Consider the following 4,159-nt stretch of genomic DNA (forward strand, 5'->3'; position numbering starts at 1 on the left):
TAAATCTAATCTTGTAAAACCGTCATCTTCCATGTAGTCGATAATATTTTGTTTTAACCAAAGCATTTCTTCACTTGTGAGTTTATTGGGATTAAATTCAACACGCATATTACGTCTATCCCAAGTATCTGCTTTTACCTTGTCATATTCGATATAAACTTTTTCTTGAAGTGCTTTAGCTTTAAACTTTGTTTGAAGTATATCCCAAAGTCGTATTTGTGGATCTACACTCATAAAATCAGATAACTTTTTAGCATTAGTTTTGTTCAAATTCCCAACGATTGTCATCGCATCAAAACTTAATTTGGGTTGAGATTTTCCCAAAGTTTGACCACTTAACCGGCTATTAGAGTACGCCGGTTTTTTTGTGTAATTTTTCACCGAATTTTCTTGCTCATTTTTCGTTATTTTTGACATAAAAAATCGACTCCTTAATTTAATTTAAGAAGTCGCTCACCCGAATATATATCTTGAAGAATAAACTAATATCGTTTAATATCTAGATATACAAATTAAGAACAAAAACATCAACTGTTTTTCTTTAAGGTAAGTCGCTATCACAAACTTTGGCGAGGGAGTGAGCGACTTCTTTTTATTTGCTTATTAATATAACACTATCAAATGTCTTGGTCTAATTGATTAAGACTTTTTTTATGCCTTAAATATTTTATCTTCGTTTTGATACTTACTTAAATACTCGTTATTAATCAACATAGAAATAGCCTGGGACTTACTTAAGCCCATTTGTTCTGCAATTTCTTCAAGTCTTTTCAAAGTATCTTCAGTTAAAGTTATACCTACTTTTGTACGAACCATTTTTACTCCCCATTTCTAACTATTAATAAGTTTATTTTATTCCATTTATACATACATGTCTAGAGATTTCTATACAATAACTCATAAAGTCCCTAAAATGTAGCCTATTTGTAGCTTTGTGAAAAATCGCTATAACCCTTGATATTAAAGGTCTAAACACTTCACAATCTCTGATTTGGCACTCGGCACTTAAAAGGGGGGTCGTAGTAGTCCCCCTTTTTCCAACTAAATTTGATAAATTCTAAACCAAAATACAAAAATAGGGCTAACAGATCACTTCGTGAAGTTAGCCCTAAAACCTAAACCATTAACTCAATTTATTTTTTATTCCAATTTCCTTTTGGTCTTAAAGTTTGCGTCCTTAACAATCCTAAAAGCTGTCAGTCGGTCGGGTTAATAGCTGACGCTATCGACCGCTGTCGCTTTAAGTCTAAGTTAAGGACTCTTTAAGACAAAAAGTTTTCTCGGCATAAATGTGGGTATAATTAAATTAGATTTACTTAAACAATTCTTTAAAGGTTTTGAACGCCATTCTATTTTTAGAGTGGCGTTTTTATTTATCTACCTCTACCCCTATCACGTTTTTGCGTATTCTTTTCTTCTTGATATTCTTCAGGATGTATTTGTTTATCTAATATTTGTATCGCCTTTATCATACGACCATTATCTCTACTTACATCATTCATCAAATGCTGGTATTTATTTCTACCAAGAACTTGCTCTAACTTCTCAAAAATCTCTCTAATAACTTTAATAACATTAAGCGCATTATCAAGGTGTTTTTTGAGGTCTTTTATAAACTCATTTGCTCTTGCTAAAGTTTCAGACATATCCTTGTTTTCTTCTCTAAGCTTACTATTTTCATTTTTAAGCTCATTCAACGCTTTACCAGACTTAATACGCTCATAATCTTCTGTAATCGTTTGTGCTGCTTCTATTTGTTTCTGAAAGGTATTAAAATCTTCTTGGCTTATTACAACATTGCCTGTTTCTTGTATTTCTTTGTTGAATAATCCACCTACTTTTTCAGTTTCATGTTCATATTGGACGTTTAAAGGCTTTTTAAGCGTTTCTAATGATTTTTGGTATTGTTCTATCAACTCACTGCTTTTTTGTTGTATATGGCTTAATTTTTGGCTCTCACGCTCATATTCTTGCTTATGGTATTCTGTTTTTTGCTTATATCGGCTTACCTGATCATGTTTAGCATTTGTAACTTGTCTTGATTGTCCTCGGTCCAAATCATACCCACGTTGATTAACATATTCGTTAAATCTATCTTGAAACGCTGTTAACGCCTTTTTATTCCCTACAACTTCTTTTGCACTTAATCTACCGTCATCAGTGATAGGGACAACACCATAATGCATATGTGGGGTTTTTTCGTCCATGTGAACTGTCGCATATAATAAATTATCTTTACCGTATTCTTGTTCTAAAAATTCTTTAGCATATTCAAAAAACTGCTTTGTATCTTCTGGCGTTTGCTTATCAAAGAAATCATTGTCTGATGTAATTAAACCATCAATGTGTTTAATCGCGTCTGTTCTAATTTTTCTTTTACCTGTATAATTCTGTTCAATTTTTTCATCAATCAAGTTATTAAAATTCTGTTTATTAGCATTTACCAAATCATAATTTAAGTAAGTTTTACTATGGTCTATATCTTCATTTTCATAATTATTATTTTCTCTTTGAACATGTTTTTGTATGCCTGTTGTATTTGTTCCAGATTTAATTTTTGAAACTCTAACAATGGAATAAGACATATAAAAATCACTCCTAAGTATAATGATTTCACGTGCATTTAATACTTTAAGTCTAACATACTAGACTTATTTTACAATAAGTCATTAAACCGTATGCTCTGCGAGGCTAAAACATTTTTTGTGCAAGCACAAAAAATGGACTGAACAAGTCAGTCCATAAGTTCAAAACCAAATTCAAAATCAAAACACCAGCAACCAAAAATGTGGTTGCTAATGTTCATAAATTTTATGATCACTTACGTGTATAAAATTAAATTCACTCCCAAAATCTAAAAACTAAATCCAATCATCTACCTTATTAATTATATCTTGAAATTCATTTATAAATAATGAAGCATGGTAACCATCACATACAGCATGATGAAGCTGTAAGGCAACTGGTATATAAATTTTATTATTCTCACTATAAAATTTACCTATCGTAATAATAGGCAATAAAAAGCTGCTATTGTTACCAATGTTTAAATTAAATGAACTAAAATCAATCCAAGGAATCATTGAAATCGGTATGGTGTTTTCAGGTATCGGTTTTTTAGGAAACATTTCTTCTTTATCTTTATATTCAAACAAGTCATTTTTATAATTATTATAAAAAGAAGTGAAGTTGTTATCAGATTCAGTCCAAATGTTAGTAAATTTTTCAGTTTGCTTATTAAAAACTGTATACAAAGGATTTAACTTATCCCAATAGCCTAATTTATTCTCACTATTAATTCCTGTTCTAAACACTTTATTTTTATTTACAACTTCCATAATTGCATAAATCAAAGAAGGATAAATTTCATATCCTTTCTTTTTTATCATATCTTTAAACAAAGTAATATCAATTTCTTTAGTAATGCTATACGTAGTTTGCTGGTTAAAATAGTGTTCAAAATATTCTTTTCTATCCCAATTTTCTAATTTGATAATATTAAAAGTCATATATAAATTCCTCCTAAATTTTAAATCTTTGTATTTAGGAGGAATAATCCTCTGATTTTTTCATACGTTATATCACCTCGTAAATATTAATTATACTGAATTAGCAATTTTTATAAAATAAAACTTATTTTACTTCCAAAACCTAAATTCACGTTGCCAAAAATCAATCTGTTTTTGCAATTGTTTTTCGTTCGCTTTTAAAGTCGATTTCATTAATTCCGTTAAATCAATTGGAGATATTTCTCTAATCATTTTTTTAAATTTAGTCTTAGTATTCTTACTTAGCTTTCCCCACATACTTTCTTCATGCAACAAAGTATAAACCATAGCTTGCTCATTAATTTTTTCTAAAGTAGTCCACTCAGGTTTCAAAATGTGTAAATCATTAAAACAATCATTCCAGTAATCAACCATACTTCTTTTTAATTCTATTTCTACACGCCATAGATGTTCAGACATAACTTCAACATCTGCGTTATCTTTACGTTCTTGTTTTTTATTATAAATTCTAATAAATCTATCACTATCACGAACGCCAAAATATTTTGTTTCTGGCTTGCCATTACGACCATAAAAAACAGTTTTCTTAACTGCTTTATCAGTCATTGCATAGTAATCGCTCAAATCATCTTCAAATCAAAAGCTAATCT

Annotated in this window: 3 protein-coding genes and 2 pseudogenes; all 5 read right to left on the bottom strand. The window is 29.7% G+C overall.

From position 1 onward, the window contains the following. Nucleotides 1–417, bottom strand: a pseudogene (locus KA830_RS10880) (replication initiation factor domain-containing protein); the annotation flags it as partial. Nucleotides 418–651: 234 nt separating this feature from the next. Then, the gene (locus tag KA830_RS10885) at nucleotides 652–816 is read right to left on the bottom strand and encodes a ribbon-helix-helix domain-containing protein (protein ID WP_210134250.1); all 165 of its coding nucleotides are present in this window, start codon (nucleotides 814–816) and stop codon (nucleotides 652–654) included. A 557-nt stretch (nucleotides 817–1,373) separates the two neighbouring features. Further along, complete coding sequence (gene mobV, locus KA830_RS10890) at nucleotides 1,374–2,585, bottom strand: MobV family relaxase (RefSeq protein ID WP_204170642.1); 1,212 nt, start codon at nucleotides 2,583–2,585, stop codon at nucleotides 1,374–1,376. A gap of 276 nt (nucleotides 2,586–2,861) precedes the next feature. Next, a complete protein-coding gene (locus KA830_RS10895; protein WP_032488460.1) occupies nucleotides 2,862–3,509 on the bottom strand; it encodes a type A-7 chloramphenicol O-acetyltransferase in 648 nt (215 codons plus the stop codon). Between the two features lie 129 nt (nucleotides 3,510–3,638). Beyond that, nucleotides 3,639–4,145, bottom strand: a pseudogene (locus tag KA830_RS10900) (replication initiation factor domain-containing protein); the annotation flags it as partial. Between the last annotated feature and the right edge of the window lie 14 nt (nucleotides 4,146–4,159).

The organism is Staphylococcus sp. GDY8P119P (assembly GCF_017892075.1).
Classification (GTDB): domain Bacteria; phylum Bacillota; class Bacilli; order Staphylococcales; family Staphylococcaceae; genus Staphylococcus; species Staphylococcus ureilyticus.